Here is a 21347-nt window from a genome sequence, read left to right on the forward strand (position 1 = left end):
GCGTTTACGTAATAAATAATGAAAGGTAACAGCAAATAGATGGCAATTGATGTTAATAAGTTCGAAAGCATGCAAATCGGTTTGGCTTCCCCTGATAAGATCCGTTCATGGTCTTATGGCGAAGTAAAAAAACCAGAAACAATTAACTATCGAACACTTAAGCCAGAGAAAGATGGCTTGTTCGACGAACGCATCTTCGGACCAACAAAAGATTATGAATGCGCCTGCGGTAAATATAAGCGAATCCGATACAAAGGAATTGTTTGTGATCGTTGTGGCGTTGAAGTTACATCATCAAAAGTTCGTCGTGAACGTATGGGTCACATCGAATTAGCTGCACCTGTTACACACATTTGGTACTTCAAGGGTATACCATCACGTATGGGTCTTGTTTTAGACATGTCACCTCGCTCACTTGAAGAAATTATCTACTTTGCTTCATATGTTGTCATCGAACCTGGTGATGCACCTGTTGAAAAGAAGCAATTAATGACAGAACGTGAATACCGTGAATTGAAGCGCGAATATGGTGCTAGTTTTAAAGCTGGCATGGGTGCTGAGGCAATAAAAGATTTGTTGGCTAGTGTTGATCTAGCTGCTGAAGCAGATCAATTGAAACGCGAACTGCAAGAAGCAACAGGTCAAAAACGAGTACGTGCAGTAAGACGTTTGGATATTATTGAGGCGTTTTTCCAATCAAACAATAAGCCTGAATGGATGGTTATGGATGTTATTCCAGTTATTCCACCAGACTTACGCCCAATGGTTCAATTAGAAGGTGGTCGTTTTGCCACATCTGATTTGAATGATTTATATCGTCGTGTGATTAACCGTAACAACCGTTTAAAGCGTTTGCTTGATTTGAATGCGCCAGGAATTATCGTACAAAACGAAAAGCGTATGCTTCAAGAAGCTGTTGATGCATTAATTGATAACGGTCGTCGTGGACGACCAGTAGCTGGACCTGGTAATCGACCATTAAAGTCCCTTTCTCATATGTTGAAAGGAAAACAAGGCCGTTTCCGCCAAAACTTGTTAGGTAAACGTGTCGATTATTCTGGTCGTTCAGTTATTGATGTTGGACCTTTCTTGAAGATGAACCAAATGGGATTGCCACGTCCAATGGCAATTGAATTATTCCGCCCATTCATCATGAAAGAATTAACAACACGCAATTTAGCTGGCAATGTTAAATCTGCTAAACGTAAAATTGACAAAGCAGACGAAGATGTTATGGATGTTTTGGAAGATGTTATTAAAGAGCACCCAGTTCTTTTGAACCGTGCACCAACATTACATCGTTTGGGAATTCAAGCTTTCGAACCAGTGCTAGTTTCAGGAAAAGCTATGCGTTTGCATCCATTGGTTACAGAAGCATATAACGCTGATTTTGATGGCGATCAAATGGCTATTCACGTGCCTTTGTCTGATGAAGCACAAGCTGAAGCACGTTTGTTGATGCTTGCTGCTGGTCATATTTTGGCACCTAAAGATGGTAAGCCAATTGTTGCACCTTCACAAGATATGGTTATTGGAAACTATTACTTGACGGCCGAAGAAGTTGGTCGTGAAGGTGAAGGAATGATATTCTCATCTGTAGAAGAAGCTCAAATTGCTTTTGCAAATAAGGTTGTTCACTATCATACACGTATTGGTATTCAAACATCTTCTTTCCCAGAAGCAAAACCATTTACAGTGGAACAACGTGCCAAAATTATGGTGACTTCAGTTGGTAAATTAATTTTTAATGAAATTTTGCCTGTTGACTTCCCATACATTAACGAACCTTCCGAAGATAACTTTAAGGGTATTAAGGATACGTTCTTTATTGAATCAGGTGAAGATATTCATGATTATTTGGCAGATACGTCAACTGTGAGTGCGTTTAAAAAAGGCTTCTTGTCAGATGTCATTGCTGAAGTTTATAAGCGTTATAAAGTAACAGAAACATCATTATTATTGGATCGCATGAAAGATTTAGGTTATGCAAAGTCAACAGAATCAGGATTGACAGTGTCAATGAACGATGTGACTGAGTTGCCTGAAAAACCAGCTATTTTAGCAGATGCTCATCAACAAGTTGCAACAGTTACCAAGCAATTCCGTCGCGGTTTGATTACAGATGAAGAGCGCTACCAACGTGTGACTGAAATATGGACTAAAGCAAAAGATGTTATTCAAGATAAGTTGATTGATTTATTTGAACCAACAAACCCTATTTTCATGATGCAAGATTCAGGGGCACGTGGTAACATTTCAAACTTCGTTCAATTAGCTGGTATGCGTGGATTAATGGCTGGTCCTGGTGGTAAAATTATTGAATTGCCAGTTACAGCTAATTTCCGTGAAGGCTTGACAGTGATGGAAATGTTTATTTCTACTCACGGCGCACGTAAAGGTATGTCTGATACGGCTTTGAAGACAGCTAACTCTGGTTATCTGACACGTCGACTTGTCGATGTTGCACAAGATGTTATCGTTCGTGAATGGAATAACAATGCTGATCGTGGTGTTGCTGTTCAGGCAATCATGGATGGTAATTCCGTTGTTGAACCACTTTATGATCGTATATTGGGTCGCTATGCTATGAAGTCAGTCTTTAATCAAGAAACTGGAGACAAGATTGTTTCGCGTAACGAAATGATTGATGAAGACGTTGCAAAGGCTATTGTTGCTGCTGGTGTTGAAGAAGTAACAATTCGTTCTGTCTTCACATCGACAACAGAACATGGTGTTTCTGTGCTTGATTATGGTCGTAACTTGGCTACAGGTGAAGAAGTTGAAGTTGGTGAAGCAGTTGGAACTGTTGCTGCACAGTCAATCGGAGAACCAGGTACACAATTGACAATGCGTAACTTCCATACGGGTGGTGTTGCCGGTGGTAACGATATTACACAAGGTTTGCCTCGTGTGCAAGAAATTGTTGAAGCACGTATACCTAAGGGACGTGCTGAAATTTCAGAAGTTACTGGTACAGTTGTTTCCATTGAAGAAAATCCAGCTGAGCGTACAAAAGCTGTGACGATCGAAGGCGAAACAGATACACGTACCTATACTTTGCCATTAGCAGCGCGTATGCGTTTTGCCGAAGGCGATGACATTGAGCGTGGTGCTGCAATTAATGAAGGGCCAGTTGATCCTAAAGAATTGCTAGCAGTTACAGACACCTTGACAACCGAATCGTATATGTTAACGGAAATCCAAAAAGTTTATCGTTTGCAAGGTATCGAAGTTTCTGATAAACATATTGAAGTTATGATTCGTCAAATGTTGCGTAAAATTCGTGTCATGGATCCGGGAGAAACAAATCTGTTACCAGGAATGTTAATGGATATTGCAGATTTCCAACGTGCTAATGAACCAGCGTTATTCGAAGGTTTGGTACCAGCAACTGCACGTCCAGTGCTTCTTGGTATCACAAAAGCTGCTTTGGAAACAAACTCATTCCTATCTGCAGCATCATTCCAAGAGACAACTCGTGTCTTGACAGATGCAGCTATTCGCGGAAAAAATGATCCGTTGGTTGGTTTGAAAGAAAACGTTATTATTGGTAAGATTATCCCTGCCGGAACTGGTATGGCTGAATATCGCAAAATTAAAAGTAAAGTGGTTGGTAATGTTATTGCACAACCTGAAGCTGATAAAGAAGCAACACCTGATATTCCTAAGTTAGATGATGTGGCTAAAACTTTTGAAGCGTAATTTTTAATAGATATAAATAATTTTAAACAAGCTGTTTTATAAAATAGTGGTCGCCTTGTATGAGACTAAAAATCTCATATAAGGTAACCACTATTTTTTTATTTTATGACAAAAAGTCGTTAATGTCATAAAAATGTTGTTAAAAAACCAATTAGGCCAAAAACGCAACCAATTAGGCCAAAAGTATAGGTATTATTGTTTTTTTCATTTATACTAAAATAGTTCTGCAGAACACACGAAACTTATACGTGTATGTCAAATCTCGCGTATAATAAAGATATGCAAAATTTACAATATGAACAAATGAATGGATTATCGTTAGCCTATATCGGTGATGCGATTTATGAACTTGAAGTGCGCCAGCACTTGCTCTCGTTAGGTTTAACAAAAGTCAATGACTTGCAAAAACGTAGTAAACATTACGTTTCAGCTAAAGCACATGCAGCGCTGTTTGAGTGTATGATGACCGATAGCCTACTAACAAATAATGAATTGGTTTATTTCAAACGCGGCCGAAATGCGAAGTCACACACAAAAGCAAAAAATACAGATGTAGTGACCTATCGTATATCAACTGGTATCGAAGCATTATTTGGATTTTTACATTTATCAGGGCAACCTGAGCGCATTAGTGAATTAATGACATGGATTTTTGAACAAGTAGAATCAGGGAGAACGAGCAAATGAAGCAAGAACAACAAATACCGGATCAAACAGAATTTGTATATGGCCATTATGCCAGTGTTGAAGCCTTAAAAGGAACACAAGAAATTAATAAAGTATGGCTTCAAACAGGATTACAGGACAAAATACGTAATGAAGTCACTCAACTTGCCAAGAAAAAAGGATTAGTCATTCAACAAGCACCAAAATCAAAACTAGACGAACTAACGGATGGTGGTAATCACCAAGGCGTTGTTTTGAGTGTTGCAGCATTTAACTATGCAACGATTGATGATTTATTTGAAAATGCTAAACAACATGAAGCAGAACCTTTTTTCTTAATTTTAGACGGTATTGAGGATCCACATAATTTGGGATCAATTTTAAGAACTGCTGATGCCACTGGCGTACACGGTATTATCATTCCGAAGCGACGTGCAGTACAATTAACCGCGACAGTTGCTAAAATTTCTACTGGTGCCATTGAGCATGTACCAGTAGCTCGTGTAACGAATTTAGTTAACACAGTTAGCGAATTAAAAGATCGTGGTATGTGGGTGTTCGGGACAGATATGGCTGGTGAAGATTATCGACGTTGGGATGCGAAGGGTGCGACGGCTTTGATTATTGGTAATGAAGGGAAAGGTATTTCACCTCTACTAAAGAAAAAGGTAGATAGTATGTTAACCATTCCAATGACTGGGCATGTTCAAAGTTTAAATGCTAGTGTTGCTGCAAGTTTGTTAATGTATCAAGGATTTAGCTCTCGTAATCCATTATAAAAAGTGTTTGAAGTGATTTTTATTTGTAATGATTTTCTATAGATGAAAATGACTTTGAACATCAATATAGTGGGAGAAGGAATTTGGGGAAAGATAGATTGGTAGCAGTTGTCCGTGCTGCGCAAAACGGACATGAGTTGGCATATAATGTACTGATTAAACATTTACGTGGTGCAATGTATGATGTGCATCGTCGAAAAATTAGCAGTCGCATCACGGCAGACGATTGGTATTCAGATGGTTTAGAAATACTGATAAAATGTGTTAATAAGTTTGATACAGTCCATCCACGTGCTAAATTTTCAACTTATTTTATTACAGCATTATCAAATCATGCAACCGATTTAGTGCGATCATACTATACAGCAAAATCAGATTTTGAAAAAACAATTATTTCAGAAAATAGTGATGATTCAGGAAATCTATTTAATATGGGAACAGATACTTATGATCCAGAACAATTATGTTTATTACGGGATATGTTAAGTACAACAGAAATTGCTAAAACGCCTGAATTTAAACAAACGGTACGACAACTTTTAGGTATTGATAGTCCAAATTCAGAATTGACAACACGCCGGTTTGAACAAATGCAATATCGCTTTAAAAAAGCCATGCATACGGCAATTTCTAAATCGTCATAAAATAATTGAGGTACAAATTGTGTTTCAGTCATCTCCCTGTGATATAATATACATGGTATAAAACCATAAACCAAAGGAGAATTAGACATATGTCTTTAATTACTGATATTATCGCACGCGAAGTCCTTGACTCACGTGGAAACCCTACACTTGAAGCTGAAGTTATCACAGAATTAGGTGGTTTCGGTCGTGGTATGGTACCTTCCGGTGCCTCAACTGGTGAACACGAAGCTGTTGAATTGCGTGATGGAGACAAGTCACGCTTTGGCGGTAAGGGTACAACAAAGGCTGTTGCCAATGTTAACGATGCTATCGCTAAAGCTTTGGTTGGTAAGTTCGATGTCACTGACCAACGTGCAATCGATCAAGCTATGATCGAACTCGACGGTACAGAAAATAAGGGTAAGTTAGGTGCAAACGCTATTTTGGCTGTTTCAATTGCTGCTGCCCGTGCTGCTGCTGATGAATTGGGTGTGCCATTGTTTTCATACTTGGGTGGTGCAAACTCATACGTATTGCCAACACCTATGATGAACGTTATCAATGGTGGTGCTCATTCAGCTAACAAGGTTGACTTCCAAGAATTTATGATTATGCCTGTTGGTGCGCCAACGGTTAAGGAAGCAATTCGTTACGGTTCAGAAACTTTCCACGCTTTGAAGAAGTTGTTAGAAGCAGATGGTAAGGCAACTTCAGTTGGTGATGAAGGTGGATTTGCACCTGACTTTGCTGATAACGAAGAACCTTTGAAGTACTTGATTCGCGCGATTGAAGCTGCTGGCTACAAGCCAGGTCAAGATATTGCTATTGCTGTCGATGTGGCGTCATCAGAATTGTACGATGCAGAAACAAAGACATACAAGTTACGTTGGTCAACTGGTGATGAATTTACAACACCAGAATTCATCAAGTATCTTGAAGATTTGGCAGATCGTTACCCAATCATCTCAATTGAAGATCCTATTGATGAAAATGAATGGGAAGACTGGGCTACAATTACTGCAGAATTGGGTAAGAAAGTACAGTTGGTTGGTGATGACTTCTTCGTAACTAACACGCAATACCTTGAAAAGGGTATTAACATGGGTGCTGCTAACTCAATTTTGATCAAGGTTAACCAAATTGGTACTTTGACAGAAACTTTCGAAGCCATTGAAATGGCTAAGGAAGCTGGTTACACGGCTATCGTTTCTCACCGTTCAGGTGAAACAGAAGACACAACAATTTCTGACTTGGTTGTTGCTACAAACGCAGGTCAAATCAAGACTGGTTCATTGTCACGTACTGATCGTATTGCTAAGTACAACCAATTAATCCGCATTGAAGAATTGTTAGACACAACTGCTAAGTATAAGGGTATTCATTCATTCTATAACTTATCAGCTGCTGCTCGTGAAACGATTCAAAACAAGTAATTTAAGTAATGACAAAAATCATGCCATTTTGGGATGATTTTTTAGTACATAAAAATATTGGAAGGCCGGGGATATGCGTCATAATAAAATTTGGTTAAAAGTTTTAATGACTATAGGTTTGGCAACAATCGCACATGTGATATATTGGCATACCGGAAATAATGAAAAAAAGACGGATCCAATGAAAAGGATGTTTAAATGGTTGAAAAAAAAATAATGCGCTGCCAATGGGTTGCTAAGTATGAGGTTGATAATGTCATGACAAAATATCATGATCAGGAATGGGGAAAACCATTGCGAGGGGATGATCAACAATTATTTGAATTATTGACGTTGGAAGTTTTTCAAGCAGGATTGAGTTGGGAAATTTCATTAAAAAAGAGGCCAGGATTGAAGCTGGCTTTCCATAATTTTGACATCACACAAGTGAGTCAAATGACAGAAAAAAACGCCATAGCTTTAAAAGAAAATCCTAATATTATTCGAAATGGTCTAAAAATTAGCGCAACAATTAATAATGCACATGCCATAAAACGCGTGCAAGATGAATTTAACAGTTTTTCGAACTACATATGGCATTTTACCAATAATAAAATAATAGATAACCAAATTACAACTAATCAAGATGTACCAGCGCAGAATGCTTTGTCTCAAGCGATTGCCAAGGATATGAAGAAAAGAGGATTTAAATTTACTGGCCCTGTAACTATTTATTCATATTTACAAGGCATCGGTATTATTAACGATCACGAAAAAAATTGTTCGTTTAAATAGCATGATTGAATCTAAGTATATTATAAAATTTATTCTTTACCAGATTTATAAGTTCGTAAAGTCAGATATATGATAAACTTAGGGTAGCATATACGTTAGAGGTAAAGGTGAATATGGCGAAATTAGAGGGCATCATATTACTGAATTCCAGCACAGCTGCATTACAGATTATCGACACCAAGACTGGTAAAAAAATTGAAAATGTGAATCGCGAATTTAGTGAAAGTGATATTAATACACCGACATTTTCAATTGAAATTATGCGACGCATACTCGATCAGGTACAACGTTTTCAACAATTATTACGCGACTATGGCGTCCGTGATATACGGTTATTTGGTAGTGAAGCATTATCGCAAGTTAAAAATGCAGTATATTTTGCAGATCAAATTGAAAGCATCACAGGTCTTGGCATCAGCTGGTTAAATGGTAATCAAGAAAGTTACTATCGGCAACTTGCTGTTCGTCATGCACAGGGTATTCAACACACGGCGTTAATTGAAAAAAATGCCTTTGTACTTGGTATGAGTTCAGGTCGTATTGATTTGGGATATTTTGAGAAAAACCGTTTTGAATTTTCTCAACACTCAGCCGTAGGGCCAGTTAAATTAGCACAATCAATTAATACCATGTCAGTTGAAGTTGTACAGGAAAAAGCTTTAGCGGCTGAGTTTATTAGTAGTAAACTAGCAGATTTCTGGCATATGTTACCACCATTTAAGCACACTGAAACATTAATTTTATTGGGTGCTGACTCAGCTCAAAATATATTTTTACCAGAAAATCAGCATTGGATTGTTGTGTCAAAAGATCAGTTACAAAGTGTTATTGATGATTTAGCAAGTATGAATGATCAAGCGATTATTGAAAAATATGATGTTGATTTAAATGACGTGCCTTTTGCGTTGATAGAGATGTTATTATTAATGAATGTTATGACTGCAGTCGGTGTTAAGGACTTGCAAATTAGTGATTTAACAGTATTAGATGGGTTATCAGTCACTGATAATCATGATGAAGATGATATCATTACCGCTGCACGGGGTATCGCTGACCGTTATATGGTTGAAGAAAAGCATCGTGAAATTGTGTTGATTTATGCCAGACAATTGTTTGATCGTTTGAAAAAAATTCATCATTTGAATAAACGTGATCGGCTATTGTTAGGCGTTGCAGCCTTAGTGCATGATGTCGGTAGTTTTATTAATTCTCAGAAACACTATCAATATTCAGAAGAAATTCTTGAAGGTATTGATTTTCATGGCTTATCTACATCCGAGCAACGTATGATTGCAGCTATTGCCAGATACCACAGTGCCGAGACACCAGATAATGCTTTGCGTACAGTACAGGAATTTTCACCACAACAGCGATTGCGTATTGCAAAGCTAGCTGCCTTATTACGGTTGGCCGATGCTTTGGATGACAGTCGTCTGCAAAAAATTAGTAAATTAACAGTATCTATAGCCAATGATCGCATTACAATTATAGGGCAGACAATTGTTGATTTACAACTTGAAATCTATGTATTTGCTCAAAAAGCGAAATTTTTTGAAACAGTATTTGGATTGCCGATTATGTTGAAGCGACAAAGGAGGAGAGGCTAATGGTTGATTTTAAACGTGCAAAATATTACGTGAACCGTGAAATCAGTTGGTTAGCATTTAATGATCGGGTGTTAGAAGAAGCACGCGATGTTCAAAATTCATTATTAGAACGTGCTAATTTTTTGGCAATCACGCAAAAAAATATGGACGAATGGTTCATGGTTCGTGTTGCCAGTTTACAACAACAGGTTATGATTGGGCATGATAAAGTAGATGCGGCTGGTTTGACACCAAAAAAGCAATTAGATGAGATTTCAAAGGTTGCCGGAGAACAAATTAAAAAGCAGTATCAAGTGTTAACTCGTAGTTTATTACCTGCGCTAAGACGTGAGGGTTTTGAATTACTACATCCCGATGATTTGATGACCAATCAAATCCAATTTTTGAAACGTTTTTTTGATCAAGAATTGTTACCCGTTCTAACACCAATGGCCGTTGACACAACACGACCATTTCCTTTTTTGGCAAATGACACATTAAATATAGGCGTGCGTCTAAAGAAAACAGAAGATAAGATAGAAAAATATATTGCTGTATTGCAAGTCCCTGAAACTTCTGGCCGTGTTATAGCCTTACCAGAGAATAACCAGTATATTTTAATTGAAGATGTTGTTCAGCTGTTTTTGTCTTCTTTATTTCCAGGCTATATCATCAGAGAATCAACTGTATTTCATGTTATTCGAGATATGGAATTAGATATAGCAGACGACGAGGATACACCAAACATTCTTCAAGATGTACAATCTAAATTACAAGAACGAGAACGCGGGCGCATTATTCGGGTAATTTTTTCGCGAACAACAAGTTCATCATTGCGAACAAAGTTAATCAAGTTACTACATGTTGATGAATCCCGTGCATACATGGTTAATGGACCAATTGATTTGACATTCTTGACTGTGTGGCTGAAATTTATTCAGGAACCAAACTTAAAATTTCCATTATTTAAGGGTTATAATAATCCAAATTTGGCACCGGATAAATTATTTAATAGTATTAAGAATCAAGACTACTTATTACATCATCCTTATGATTCTTTTCGACCAGTGATAGAATTTATTCAAACTGCTGCCAAAGATGATCAAGTAATAGCCATTAAAATGACATTGTATCGTGTATCTGGCAAATCTCCTATTATTAAAGCATTAAGTGAAGCGGCACAGCATGGTAAACAAGTCACAGTGTTAGTTGAAATTAAGGCACGTTTTGATGAAGAAAATAATGTGCATTGGGCCCGAGAATTAGAGAGACAAGGTGTACACGTGGTTTATGGGTTACGAGGATTAAAAACTCACGCAAAAGTTGTCTTAGTTGTGCGGCGTGAAGACGACACAATTCGACGATATGTTCACTTGGGAACTGGTAATTACAATGATGTGACAGCTAATTTTTATACAGATTTGGGATTGTTCACCAGTGATTCAGAATTGGGAGCAGATGTTGCATCGATTTTTAATATTTTAACTGGCTACTCAGATCCAGGTTATTTTCATCAATTACATATGTCACCAGATGGTATTCGTGAATTTATTTATGAACAAATTGATAATGAAATTGCAAATGCCAAGGCAGGTAAAACTGCTGGTATTAAAATGAAGTTTAACTCATTATCAGACGAGCGTATGATAAGACATTTGTATCAAGCTAGTCAAGCGGGTGTGAAGGTGTCCTTAATTATTCGAGGAATTACGATGTTGAAAGTTGGCATACCAGAAGTTAGTGAAACAATTGAAGTGCATTCAATTGTTGGTCGATTTTTGGAACATAGTCGCATTTACAGTTTTGAAAATGACGGTAATCCTAAAGTTTACTTATCATCAGCTGATTTGATGACACGTAATTTGGATCGACGGGTTGAATTGCTTTTCCCACTTAAAAATGATCGTCTACGTGACAAGGTGCTATCTATTTTCCAAACGATGTGGCAGGACAATGTTAAAACGCGTGTGTTACAACCAAATGGTAGTTTTGAAAAGAAGGATCGCCGAGGTGTTATGGCTCTTGATGCACAAGAAACATTTATACAAGATAGTTTGGTACAGCAAAAAAATCAAGTGAAACAAGACAAATTAATGGCAACAAAGCAAAGGTTTGAACCATTAAACAATCCGTTTATTATTGAAGAGCATGGGAGCGAAGAATGACAGTTATTTCAGTGATTGATTTAGGATCTAATTCGGTACGGATGACGGTTAGTCGGTATCATCATGATGGTTCTTACGAGGTTTTAGCAAGATTTCAAGAAATGGTCCGTTTATCAACTGGTATGGGGCCAGATAAAGTGTTGCAACCTGAAGCAGTTGCCCGTACTTTGACTGCTTTGAATAAATTTAAACAAGCACTAAAAGTTTACGACAATGATAAAGTGGAGATACATGCTGTTGCCACAGCTGCTGTTCGACAAGCCAGCAACCAGGCTGAATTCTTGACTGCATTTAAAAAAGAAATGGGTTTTGAATTAGATGTGTTAACGGGTGAAGAGGAGGCACATTTTGATTTTGTTGGTGTCATCAATACGTTTCCAATTAATGACGCCTTGATTTTAGATACTGGTGGTGCATCATCAGAGTTAATTCTGGTTCGTAACAAACAAGCAGTGCATGCTGTCAGCCTACCAGTTGGCGCAGTTAATATTTCAGAAAGTTATTTAGAAAAAGATCATATATCAGCTGGTGCATTATTTTCAGCTATAGTCGCTTTAAGACAACTGTTTGGCGACATATCATGGCTTCGTGAATCAATTAATATGCCTTTGATTGCACTTGGTGGTAGTAATCGTACGTTGGCAAAAATTAGTCGAAAAAAAGAAAAAATTCAAGGTATGGCAGTTCACGGTTATCATTTAAATGTTGGTGAGGTTGCATCGATTTATCAAGATATTCTAAAAAAAGATCTTGAAGGCAGAAAAAAAATGCCAGGTCTTGCAAAAGAACGTGGTGATATTATTGTCGGAGGGTTACTACCTTTAGTTGAATTACTTCTATTTACTGAAGGTCAACAAGTCATTTTTTCACAAAGTGGGTTACGTGAAGGTATTCTATTTGAACAAATTGCGAAAAATACAGGACATGATGTTGTATCACCAGAACCAGCAGCAATGACTATAGATACAGAAGATTTATAATTTTTACTTATATGGTCTGTGATTCATTCAATTTATGAACATATAAAAATCCGCTAAACCTTTATCTTAAAAGGTTTAGCGGATTTTTGTTAAATAATGATCCACCCGGGAGTCGAACCCGGATCTCAAGAACCGGAATCTTGTGTGCGATCCATTACACTAGCAGATCATAACTATTCAATTATAGCCTACTTTACAGGAATTTCAAAGAAAGTTTCTTCACCAATTTTAAATGTTGCTTGTCCAGCAAGTAGATCTCTTAATGCGAGTTGAAATTTAGGAATAGCATCACTTGATACGGGCACGATAATATGGACGGCCGTATCATATTGTGTGTCTATAATATGATAATCATGTTTAGTAAGCCAATAAGTTAGTAAATCTGAATTTTTGTAGTCTATTGTAATCGTTATTTTTAAACGTGTTAAACGTGAAACAAGTCCTGCAGCCTTAACACCATCGGCTACTGTTCCGGCATAAGCGCGTATTAAACCACCAGCGCCTAATTTAATACCACCAAAGTAGCGTGTTACGACTGCGACAACATCATGTAAGTCATTTTTTTGCAACACTTCTAGCATAGGAATACCAGCTGTACCACTAGGCTCACCGTTATCAGAATAACGTTTAATTTGATCATTATCACCAAGTGTGTAAGCAAAAACGTTATGATTTGCTTTGTTGTGTGCTGTAGATATTTGATCAATGAATAAACGCGCCTCTTCTTCTGAATTGATACGAGCAATATTCAAAATAAAACGTGATTTTTTAATAGTTTGTTCCCAAAAAAAATTATTTGGAGCGATTGTGATATAGTTAGCCATAAAACGTATTATACAGTATGAAAGCATACTATGGTCGACAACTTGTTCAAGCAAAAGTAAATAAAGTACCAGAAAACGTCATTTCTTCAGCTGCATTTATAGGTAATACTTGTCAACGCTGTGGTCAGAATGTGCATGGTAAATTACCAAATGATCATTTTTATTGCCGTGCTTGTTTAGCGTTAGGTCGAGTTAGTTCACTTGATGTATTACTTTCATTGCCTGAACCAAATGATTTTGATGGTAAAGATATTTTGTCATGGACGGGACAATTAACACCACAACAAAAAGTAGTTGGTGATGAATTACTAGAGACATTATCACGGTCGCGTGAACATCTGGTTTGGGCAGTGACTGGCGCAGGTAAAACTGAGATGCTATTTCCAGTTATTCATCAAGCATTATCACAAAAGTATCGTGTGGCTATTGTTTCCCCACGAGTCGATGTTATCCTTGAATTGGCACCACGGTTACAGCAGGCTTTTTCACAAACTGATATGGTTGTTTTACACGGTGCACAAACTGAAACATATCGCTATACATCGCTTGTTTTAGCAACAACGCACCAAATGTTACGTTTTAAAGAAGCATTTGATTTATTAATTGTTGATGAAGTTGATAGTTTTCCATATGCTGGGGATCACATGTTAGCATATGCGGTAAAAAATGCTCGAAAAATAAATAGCTCAGTAATTTATCTTAGCGCAACACCAACAAAAGTATTGCAACAGCAAGTAAAACGACACTCATTAACAACTTCCTATTTACCGTTACGCTTCCATCAGCATCTATTACCAGTTTTAAAAACAGCAATTGTTGGCCCTTGGCGAAAAAAATTACCATTAAAGTTTTTGCGACAGATTAACCAATTTAATCAAACAAAGAGAAGATTCTTAATTTTTGTGCCAAAAGTATCAGATCTAGTCGGTGTGTACCAAAATATTAGAAAGCATTTTCCAGAAATATCCGGAGATCATGTTTATGCTGGGGACCCGAAAAGACAAGAAAAAGTTCAAAATATGAGAAATAAAAAAATTCAGTACCTTGTAACCACTACTATTTTGGAACGTGGTGTGACATTTCCTGGCATAGATGTTTTGATTTTAGGTGCTGATGAAAAAATATTTAGTGAAAACGCATTAGTTCAAATTGCTGGTCGTGTTGGTCGCAATAAAGATCGCCCGACTGGTTTAGTGAAAGCTTATGTGCAACATACAAATTTTAAAGTGATAGCTGCACAACGTCAAATTAAGCAAATGAATAAACGCGGTCGACAGTTAGGTGGACGAGTATGAATTGTCAGTTATGTCAAACAAATAGTAATCATAGATTATCATTGTTACAAACATTTAATGTCATAAAAAATCAAAAAAAGCAGCTCTGTCAAACATGTGAATTAACTTTTACGTTAATTACAGTGGGATGTTTAGGTTGTGGTAGACAACAAAAAACGAACCAATTATGTCATGACTGCTATCGCTGGCAACAAACAGGTAAAAAATTATTAAATCATACAGCTTTGTATCAATACAATGATGCTATGCGTCAATTTATGCAACAATATAAATTTAATGGCGATTACGATTTACGTGTCATTTTTAATCGGGTGCTCAATCAACAAATTAATACTTTGAATGCTGATATCATCGTACCAATTCCTGTGAGTGAACATACGATGAAAACAAGAGGATTTAATCAGACAATTGGGCTCATTGAAGGGATGGCGTATGAACACCTTCTCAAAGTGTCTGCAGGTCAAAAGTCTCATCAATCACAGTTTAATCGAAAAATACGAATGATGAGAAAGCAACCATTCTCGATGATGAAACAAATATCTTTAGAGGGAAAAGAAATATTATTAGTCGATGACGTTTATACCACAGGAAATACCCTATATCATGCAGCAGAGTTGTTATATGAATGTGGTGCTCAAAATGTGAGAAGTATCTCTTTATCTCGATGATTATAGAAAAATGACTATTTCTACAGAAAACGCTTACACGTATGGTATAATGAACATAGTAACTCAATGGAGGAATTAATTATGTTAGATTATAATGTACGTGGCGAAAATATCGCAGTGACTGACGCACTTCGTGAATATGTGGAGAAGCGTTTGACAAAGTTGAATCGTTACATCGAAGAAAAATCGATTGCTAATGTCAACTTACGCACCTATAAATCAGATAATTCTGGTAAAGCCGAAGTAACAATTGTACTACCTTATGTTGTGTTACGTGCGGAAGATACAAATCCTGACTTGTATGCGGCAGTGGACGCGGTTTCTGAAAAATTAGAACGCCAAATTCGTAAATATAAGACTAAAATTAACCGCAAGTCACGTGAAACTGGATTTAAAGGCATTGATTCTAATGATGAGATTCCTGCATCCGAAGTTGATGATGATGCTTTACAAATTGTGCGCACAAAGCAAGTAGATTTAAAGCCAATGTCACCAGAAGAAGCAGCATTACAAATGGATTTGTTGGCACATAATTTCTTTATTTTTAAGGACGCAGAAACTAATACTGACTCTGTTATTTATAAACGACAGGATGGCAAGTATGGCTTGCTTGAAACAGCAGACAATTAATTAGTATAAATTATCTTTTGAATGAGTCGCCAATCACTGATATGCAATCGGTGGTTGGCGTTTTAATTTTATAATGAGAATTTGCAGGGCCATAACAATGTTTGTTAAAAGATAGCACACTAATAAAACCCATGATTTGTATAAAATTCATACAAATCATGGGTTTTAGTTAGTAATATTATTTTTAAGTTTAAAGTTAAGCATGTCATGATTTAAATTAGATAGAGGTATAGACAAATTAATTTTTAAAATAGTGACAGGGTTGATTTTTGTGATCAGAAGAAAAATGATTGTTTTATGACAATTTTGAATGGCGAATACCATAGGCAAAATACCAAATGATACCAATAACAACCCATATAGCAAATAATTCAAGTGTTTCAGAAGGTAATTGTGTCAATAAGATTAAGCTTATAATTCCAGCAATGAAAGGAATTACAGGATAACCAGGTACTTTGAAGCCGTCATGTGATAAATCTTTGCGACGACGTAAGATTAAAATACCGAAGTTGATAAACATAAAAGCTAATAATGTGCCTGCGTTAATTAAGCTAGCTAAAGTGTTTAACGGAATTAGGCCGGCAAAAATAGATTCAATAATAATGGCAAGGATTAAAGCATTTACTGGTAAATGCGACCCAGCTGAAATCTTACCAAGCGATTTTGGCAGTAACCCGTCACGACCAAATGAATATGTCAAACGAGACGATGCGTAAATCAAGGCCAAGATAGCAGTAAACATACCAATCAAGGCACCAACAGTAATGACGACGGAAAATTGTGTTTGGTGTATGGCTTGTAAAGCAAACGCAGCAGGATCATCAACGCCAAGTTTTTTGTAATTAACGATGCCAGTTAGGACAATTGAGAACAAAACATATAGTAACGCAGAAATGATAACTGTGCCAATAATACCGCGAGCCATTGTTTTTTGTGGGTTTTTAACTTCAGCAGCGTGTGCTGCAATTGTGTCAAAACCAAGAAAAGCGAAAATAATACTAGCTGTTGCAGCAGAAAGGCCACCAAGGCCACCAATACCAGATTGAAATTCTTTTGGGTAAAAAGGCACATAATTAGTATGTTTGATGAAAAATGAGCCACCAATAATAAATAGAACAAGAATAGCGACTTTTAAGATAACAGCGCCATTTTCAATTTTTTTAGAAGCGTTTAAACCGCGAGACAAGATAACTGTTACCAGTAATATGATTAAAACGGCGAAAAGATTAATAACACCACCCTCCATTGGCCCAGAAATTAACGCTTTGGGCATGTGAATGTTAAATATTGTTAATAAGTTGCCGAGATAAGCAGAAAATCCAGTAGCGATAGCGGAAACGGCCAAAAAATACTCTAAAATTAAGGACCATCCAAGTAACCACCCGACAATTTCACCGTAAATAACGGTGCCATAAGAATAAGCAGATCCAGCTACAGGCATTGCTGATGAAAATTCAGCAAAAGCCATACCGGACAATCCTGAAAATATGGCCGCTACTAGAAAAGCAACAGATACAGCAGGTCCAGCATGTTGTGCTGCTTCATGACCAGGTAATATGAAAATTCCTGTGCCAATGACCGTACCAACGCCTAAGCCAATCAAGTCGCGTGTTGTTAATACACGTGACATATGAGAATCAGCTTTTATATATGTAGTAACAGATTCTCGTTTAAATGCTCTTGTAAAGATAGACATAAAGTTTCTCCCATATTATTTTAATTAAACCATAACTATTATTTTAACAATTTAAAACGTTAATGTCTAACTTTGGGTGACAAGATACGTTACAATGGAAAAGATAAGGAATATAAATTATATGAAAGACAATAAAGTATTTGTAATTACGGGTGCAACTGGTGTCGGTAAAACAACAATTGCGCGGTATTTACAAGATAATTATCGCATGCCACGTGTTATTACACACACAACACGACCACCACGTGATAGAGAAGTTAATGGCATATCGTATTATTTTGAAGATGCGTTCACATTTGAAACAAAACATTATTTAGAGCGAGTGACATACGCCGGTTCACAATATGGGTCATCATATGAGGCACTTGAATTTGTTTGGCAAAAAAGTCAGTACATTACAATTGTACTCGACACAGCTGGTGCAATTACTTATGCTCGTGAACTTGGAAAACAGGCAGTGGTTATTTTTGTGACGGTAACTACTCCCGAAGTATTAGTTGAGCGCGTTCAAGTACGTGGTGATGATCCGACCGCGGTAAAGCAACGTGTCGCTTCACCAGAATTTTTGCGTGATGTCTTGTTACCGACTGAATTAAAAAATGTCGCTTACGAATTGGCTAATGATGATTGGGCGAAGACGAAGGTCAGGCTTGACTTACTTGTAAATGACATCATGAATGGGCGCAGTTTACCTCAAAAAAATTAAGCAGATCACTGTATCACATAGATAGTTCGCCTGCTTGTGTCAGTAAGTGCTTTGTTATTGACAAATGAATTAAGAACAATTATAATTATCTCATAAATAGTTGAGGGTTTTTAACAAATGATGAGTAGGGTTAGTATAATTGAAAATGAATTTTATTTTTGGTATTTTGGTTAAGTCACCGATTGCCAAAAGTATTTTTCGCTGGTATTCGGATAGTTATGCACCGAGTGCCATAGTGAGTTCAACTTGTAGAACAAACGCACATTCGGTTAATCGCGAATGTGCGTTTTTGTGAAAACAGTTATGAAGAGGAGAAAATAACATGCCTAGAGCAAAGAAGTCCTTATTAACAGTGTTTAATCGTAACCTAGATATGGTTAAACCAAGTGCCATTAGGGCGTTTGACAATGAAGTGAGTGGTATCCCTGATATTTTGAAATTAACCTTGGGTGAGCCTGATTTTAATGTACCAGAACATATTAAGCAAGCAGCTAAGCTATCAATTACGCAAGATGATTCCCATTATGCTGCTTCAAATGGCACCTTTGCATTGCGCCAAGCGATTACCGGGTTTTTAGAAAATCGTTACGAATTAAAATATGATGCAGCCACTGAAATTATCGTTACAGTGGGCGCAACAGAAGCTATTTACACTGTGTTAACTTCATTGTTGAACAAGGGCGATAAAATATTATTGCCAACACCAATATTCCCATTGTATATACCGGTAACGCTTGTCGGCGGTGGTGAACCAGTATTTATTGATACGTCTACTAATGATTTTGTATTGAGTCCGGAGATGCTCAAGGAAGCTATCCAGAAACACGGGGACAGCATTAAAGCAGTTGTATTGAACTTTCCTTCGAATCCTACGGGCGTGACATATAGTGAAGCAGAAGTAAAGGCGCTTGCGGATGTTTTGCGTGAAACAAATATTGTCGTTATTTCAGACGAAATTTATTCAGAATTAACATATGAAACAATCCACGTGTCAATGGCAAAGTATTTACCCGAACAAACAATTTTGTTAAATGGTGTTTCTAAATCACATGCAATGACAGGTTACCGTATAGGCTTTTTGGCTGGACCAGCGGAATTAGTAGCTAAGTTTAGTTTAATTCATCAATTTACGATTACAACAGCTACTAATTCAGCGATGGCAGCAGCCACAGAGGCTTTGTCTACTGATTTAGGAAGACAAGACACGCTACAAATGAAAGCTGAGTATCAATTACGACGAGATTTCATTTACAAAACAATGACGTCACTTGGATTTAAAATACCTAAACCAGCGGGTGCGTTTTATATTTTTGCTAAAATTCCAGCGGGTTATATCCAAGATGATTTTGAATTTGCACGTGATTTAGCGCATAAAAATAAATTAGCAGTTATTCCGGGTGCTTCATTTGGGCCTGGAGGAGAAGGTTACATTCGATTGAGTTATGCGGCTTCATTAGCCAATTTAAAAGAAGCGATGATACGTTTAACACAATATATGACTGAAAATAAGCATGACTAGAATGCCTATGAAACATTGAAAAGGCGATATTATAAGAAAAAATATTGTTGACTGTTTAAATATCAACAAACACCGCGAGTTTATGGCGGTGCTCGATCTATTACTTACGCGCATTTGCGCATACATAATCAAGGTAAAAATATGACTAGTACGATAACGCATACAACAAAAATGGCTCACAAAATTACTAGCGCGTCTATTAAAAAGTTTATTGTAGATGTTTTAAATGGGACAAGCTTAGGGATTGTTATTACCTTGATTCCAAGTGCACTGGTTAGTCAGTTACTTTTGTTGTTTACTGGTATGCCCATTGCAACTAAAGTTGGCTTTATGACAACTCTAATACAGAGTACATTGCCCATTGTCGCAGGCTTTTCTGTTGGGCAAATTTTCAAGTTGTCGGCTATTGATTCTGGGTCAATAGCTTTAGCAATGTTCGTTTCTTCTGGTGTGGTGACGCAAACAAAAGCAGGGATGATAATTAGTGGTACAGGGGTTATTTTAAATATTTTATTAATTGCTACGCTTGCCACAGCGCTAGTAAAAATAACGACAACTATATTTGGTCATTTAAAAATATTACTCCAACCTTTGTTTGTGTTACTCGTTGCTGGTGGCATTGGATTAATAACTTTAGGACCTTTGCGGCAAGTACAAACTTTAATTGGTGAAGTCGTTGCCTATGCGACAGACCTAACACCGTTAGTGTTAGGAGCCTTACTAGGTGCTATTTTTGCCTTTTTGATCGTATCTCCGTTATCTTCAGTAGGAATTGCTATGGCCATTAATTTAACAGGTATTGGTGCAGGGGCAGCTAATGCTGGAATTGTAGTTGCTAGTTTTACCTTGGCCGCAATGGGATCAGGAGTTAATCCGATTGGTGCAACCTTAGCACACTTTATTGGTTCCCCTAAAATTCAAATGGCCAATATGTTGACCAAACCAAAATTATTTATCCCAACGACTATTGGTGCAACGATAATGGGGATGGTAGCTACTGTTCTAGATATTAAAGGAACACCATTTTCAGCAGGGTTTGGGTTTTCCGGATTAATAGGACCTTTGACAGCGTATAGTATGTCTAATAAATCCCTCATAGCAATAATTAGTGTTTTGTTAACGTTCATTGTTTTACCAATTATGCTTGCTTTTACCCTTAAATGGCTGTTTATGACGAAATTTAAGTTGATTCATTCAAAGGATTTAAAGCTCACGTTATCGTAATAGTAAAGAAAGGGTAAAGGGGTGGCGAAAAAAGCGAACGAAAGTAAAAAGAGGGGGAAGAAGGGGGGATAAAA

General features: G+C 37.1%; 17 protein-coding genes. 15 read left to right on the plus strand and 2 right to left on the minus strand.

Going from position 1 to position 21347, the window contains the following annotated elements; translation table 11 throughout:
* The first annotated feature begins 39 nt into the window (after positions 1 to 39).
* The 9 genes from rpoC (at position 40) to K5Q14_RS07220 (ending at position 12711) form a co-directional block, all read left to right on the plus strand.
* Positions 40 to 3702 carry a DNA-directed RNA polymerase subunit beta' gene (gene rpoC, locus K5Q14_RS07180; protein WP_220735128.1) on the plus strand — a complete coding sequence of 1221 codons (3663 nt, stop codon included), beginning with the start codon at positions 40 to 42 and terminating at the stop codon, positions 3700 to 3702.
* 279 nt (positions 3703 to 3981) lie between these two features.
* Entirely contained in the window at positions 3982 to 4389 is a 408-nt protein-coding gene (locus tag K5Q14_RS07185) for a Mini-ribonuclease 3 (RefSeq protein WP_220735144.1), read from the plus strand.
* Entirely contained in the window at positions 4386 to 5147 is a 762-nt protein-coding gene (gene rlmB, locus K5Q14_RS07190) for a 23S rRNA (guanosine(2251)-2'-O)-methyltransferase RlmB (RefSeq protein WP_220735129.1), read from the plus strand. The genes K5Q14_RS07185 and rlmB overlap by 4 nt, the downstream gene beginning before the upstream one ends.
* Before the next feature lie 83 nt (positions 5148 to 5230).
* Positions 5231 to 5791, plus strand: coding sequence for a sigma factor (locus K5Q14_RS07195; RefSeq protein WP_220735130.1), 561 nt, complete (start codon positions 5231 to 5233; stop codon positions 5789 to 5791).
* Positions 5792 to 5880: 89 nt separating this feature from the next.
* Complete coding sequence (eno, locus tag K5Q14_RS07200) at positions 5881 to 7206, plus strand: phosphopyruvate hydratase (protein ID WP_010015690.1); 1326 nt, start codon at positions 5881 to 5883, stop codon at positions 7204 to 7206.
* Positions 7207 to 7404: 198 nt separating this feature from the next.
* Positions 7405 to 7980: a DNA-3-methyladenine glycosylase I gene (locus tag K5Q14_RS07205; RefSeq protein WP_220735131.1), complete on the plus strand. Its 576-nt coding sequence runs from the start codon at positions 7405 to 7407 to the stop codon at positions 7978 to 7980.
* A gap of 113 nt (positions 7981 to 8093) precedes the next feature.
* Entirely contained in the window at positions 8094 to 9587 is a 1494-nt protein-coding gene (locus tag K5Q14_RS07210; RefSeq protein WP_220735132.1) for a Ppx/GppA phosphatase family protein, read from the plus strand.
* Entirely contained in the window at positions 9587 to 11731 is a 2145-nt protein-coding gene (locus K5Q14_RS07215; RefSeq protein WP_220735133.1) for an RNA degradosome polyphosphate kinase, read from the plus strand. The genes K5Q14_RS07210 and K5Q14_RS07215 overlap by 1 nt, the downstream gene beginning before the upstream one ends.
* On the plus strand, positions 11728 to 12711 hold the full coding sequence (locus K5Q14_RS07220) for a Ppx/GppA family phosphatase (protein WP_220735134.1): 984 nt from the start codon (positions 11728 to 11730) through the stop codon (positions 12709 to 12711). The genes K5Q14_RS07215 and K5Q14_RS07220 overlap by 4 nt, the downstream gene beginning before the upstream one ends.
* A 188-nt stretch (positions 12712 to 12899) precedes the next feature.
* Here the strand turns inward: K5Q14_RS07220 and K5Q14_RS07225 are convergent, their stop codons facing one another.
* Positions 12900 to 13535, minus strand: a complete 636-nt coding sequence (locus K5Q14_RS07225; protein WP_220735135.1) for a YigZ family protein — start codon at positions 13533 to 13535, stop codon at positions 12900 to 12902.
* Positions 13536 to 13552: 17 nt separating this feature from the next.
* Here K5Q14_RS07225 and K5Q14_RS07230 point away from each other — a divergent pair, with 17 nt between their 5' ends.
* The 3 genes from K5Q14_RS07230 (at position 13553) to hpf (ending at position 16128) form a co-directional block, all read left to right on the plus strand.
* Entirely contained in the window at positions 13553 to 14830 is a 1278-nt protein-coding gene (locus K5Q14_RS07230; RefSeq protein WP_220735136.1) for an ATP-dependent helicase ComFA, read from the plus strand.
* The gene (locus K5Q14_RS07235; protein WP_220735137.1) at positions 14827 to 15498 is read left to right on the plus strand and encodes a ComF family protein; all 672 of its coding nucleotides are present in this window, start codon (positions 14827 to 14829) and stop codon (positions 15496 to 15498) included. The genes K5Q14_RS07230 and K5Q14_RS07235 overlap by 4 nt, the downstream gene beginning before the upstream one ends.
* Positions 15499 to 15579: 81 nt before the next feature.
* A complete protein-coding gene (gene hpf / locus K5Q14_RS07240) occupies positions 15580 to 16128 on the plus strand; it encodes a ribosome hibernation-promoting factor, HPF/YfiA family (RefSeq protein ID WP_220735138.1) in 549 nt (182 codons plus the stop codon).
* Positions 16129 to 16423: 295 nt separating this feature from the next.
* Here the strand turns inward: hpf and K5Q14_RS07245 are convergent, their stop codons facing one another.
* Complete coding sequence (locus K5Q14_RS07245) at positions 16424 to 17824, minus strand: APC family permease (RefSeq protein ID WP_220735139.1); 1401 nt, start codon at positions 17822 to 17824, stop codon at positions 16424 to 16426.
* A 121-nt stretch (positions 17825 to 17945) separates the two neighbouring features.
* Here K5Q14_RS07245 and K5Q14_RS07250 point away from each other — a divergent pair, with 121 nt between their 5' ends.
* The 3 genes from K5Q14_RS07250 to K5Q14_RS07260 all read left to right on the plus strand — a co-directional run bounded on the left by K5Q14_RS07250 (position 17946) and on the right by K5Q14_RS07260 (position 21273).
* Positions 17946 to 18530: a nucleoside/nucleotide kinase family protein gene (locus K5Q14_RS07250; RefSeq protein WP_220735140.1), complete on the plus strand. Its 585-nt coding sequence runs from the start codon at positions 17946 to 17948 to the stop codon at positions 18528 to 18530.
* A gap of 322 nt (positions 18531 to 18852) precedes the next feature.
* Positions 18853 to 20049 carry an aminotransferase class I/II-fold pyridoxal phosphate-dependent enzyme gene (locus K5Q14_RS07255; RefSeq protein ID WP_220735141.1) on the plus strand — a complete coding sequence of 399 codons (1197 nt, stop codon included), beginning with the start codon at positions 18853 to 18855 and terminating at the stop codon, positions 20047 to 20049.
* Positions 20050 to 20220: 171 nt separating this feature from the next.
* Complete coding sequence (locus tag K5Q14_RS07260; RefSeq protein WP_373306152.1) at positions 20221 to 21273, plus strand: PTS sugar transporter subunit IIC; 1053 nt, start codon at positions 20221 to 20223, stop codon at positions 21271 to 21273.
* Positions 21274 to 21347: the final 74 nt, after the last annotated feature.

The sequence above is a fragment of the Leuconostoc inhae genome (genome assembly GCF_019656015.1).
Classification (GTDB): Bacteria; Bacillota; Bacilli; order Lactobacillales; family Lactobacillaceae; genus Leuconostoc; species Leuconostoc inhae_A.

What these genes read in the sequence shown, in the direction of transcription:
- rpoC (WP_220735128.1), top strand. Translation starts at nt 40, where the DNA reads ATGGCAATTGATGTTAATAAGTTCGAAAGCATGCAAATCGGTTTGGCT.
- K5Q14_RS07185 (WP_220735144.1), top strand. Translation starts at nt 3,982, where the DNA reads ATGCAAAATTTACAATATGAACAAATGAATGGATTATCGTTAGCCTAT.
- rlmB (WP_220735129.1), top strand. Translation starts at nt 4,386, where the DNA reads ATGAAGCAAGAACAACAAATACCGGATCAAACAGAATTTGTATATGGC.
- eno (WP_010015690.1), top strand. Translation starts at nt 5,881, where the DNA reads ATGTCTTTAATTACTGATATTATCGCACGCGAAGTCCTTGACTCACGT.
- K5Q14_RS07205 (WP_220735131.1), top strand. Translation starts at nt 7,405, where the DNA reads ATGGTTGAAAAAAAAATAATGCGCTGCCAATGGGTTGCTAAGTATGAG.
- K5Q14_RS07210 (WP_220735132.1), top strand. Translation starts at nt 8,094, where the DNA reads ATGGCGAAATTAGAGGGCATCATATTACTGAATTCCAGCACAGCTGCA.
- K5Q14_RS07215 (WP_220735133.1), top strand. Translation starts at nt 9,587, where the DNA reads ATGGTTGATTTTAAACGTGCAAAATATTACGTGAACCGTGAAATCAGT.
- K5Q14_RS07220 (WP_220735134.1), top strand. Translation starts at nt 11,728, where the DNA reads ATGACAGTTATTTCAGTGATTGATTTAGGATCTAATTCGGTACGGATG.
- K5Q14_RS07225 (WP_220735135.1), bottom strand. Translation starts at nt 13,535, where the DNA reads ATGGCTAACTATATCACAATCGCTCCAAATAATTTTTTTTGGGAACAA.
- K5Q14_RS07230 (WP_220735136.1), top strand. Translation starts at nt 13,553, where the DNA reads ATGAAAGCATACTATGGTCGACAACTTGTTCAAGCAAAAGTAAATAAA.
- K5Q14_RS07235 (WP_220735137.1), top strand. Translation starts at nt 14,827, where the DNA reads ATGAATTGTCAGTTATGTCAAACAAATAGTAATCATAGATTATCATTG.
- hpf (WP_220735138.1), top strand. Translation starts at nt 15,580, where the DNA reads ATGTTAGATTATAATGTACGTGGCGAAAATATCGCAGTGACTGACGCA.
- K5Q14_RS07245 (WP_220735139.1), bottom strand. Translation starts at nt 17,824, where the DNA reads ATGTCTATCTTTACAAGAGCATTTAAACGAGAATCTGTTACTACATAT.
- K5Q14_RS07250 (WP_220735140.1), top strand. Translation starts at nt 17,946, where the DNA reads ATGAAAGACAATAAAGTATTTGTAATTACGGGTGCAACTGGTGTCGGT.
- K5Q14_RS07255 (WP_220735141.1), top strand. Translation starts at nt 18,853, where the DNA reads ATGCCTAGAGCAAAGAAGTCCTTATTAACAGTGTTTAATCGTAACCTA.
- K5Q14_RS07260 (WP_373306152.1), top strand. Translation starts at nt 20,221, where the DNA reads ATGGCTCACAAAATTACTAGCGCGTCTATTAAAAAGTTTATTGTAGAT.